At 35.3% G+C, this 573-nt stretch carries 1 protein-coding gene; it reads left to right on the top strand.

The features are described 5' to 3' along the window. Positions 1–58: 58 nt before the first annotated feature. A complete protein-coding gene (locus tag FD20_RS12675; RefSeq protein WP_083489158.1) occupies positions 59–544 on the top strand; it encodes an FRG domain-containing protein in 486 nt (161 codons plus the stop codon). Positions 545–573: the final 29 nt, after the last annotated feature.

The raw sequence follows: 573 nt of genomic DNA, 5'->3' as shown, positions 1-573 counted from the left end.
GACAGAATTAGAACGAGTGTTTAGAAAAAGATGTGCCATTTATTGACATAGGAGCAGCTTGACGGATAGAATGTTTTACAGAGGTCAATCTGGGGATTATGAAGGAACCAACAATGTTGCTAGTATTTTCCGAACAAAAACAAATGGTGCTTCTACTGATGAGTATAGCTTCACCAATGAATACATGCGTAGGTTTGCTGACATATTCAATAACTTAGAAAATAATTTTTCACGTCTTTCTTATATGCAACATTTTGGACTGCCCACAAGGCTATTGGATGTTACCACGAATCCACTAGTGGCACTATACTTTGCTTGTCAACCCTCTTCATACCCCATGGGTATGGTTACTTCATTTATTTCAAATGTTGTGCAGCCCAATAATACTAAAAGCAGCTCTTTTTCATTTTATAATAGTCGGAGTGACACGGTTGAAGTTCTTTCAACATTAGCACTAATGGCAGAAGATAAAAAGTGTACTATATTTAATAAAATAGAACACTTCAAAAATGAAATGGTAGCGTCAAGAATCTTGTGTAAATGAAATGCCTTCGTACATATAATATGTATCTA

The sequence above is a fragment of the Liquorilactobacillus uvarum DSM 19971 genome (genome assembly GCF_001434935.1).
GTDB lineage: Bacteria > Bacillota > Bacilli > Lactobacillales > Lactobacillaceae > Liquorilactobacillus > Liquorilactobacillus uvarum.
The sequence above is the reverse complement of the archived record's forward strand: the minus strand, read 5'-3'. Positions and strand labels throughout refer to the sequence as shown.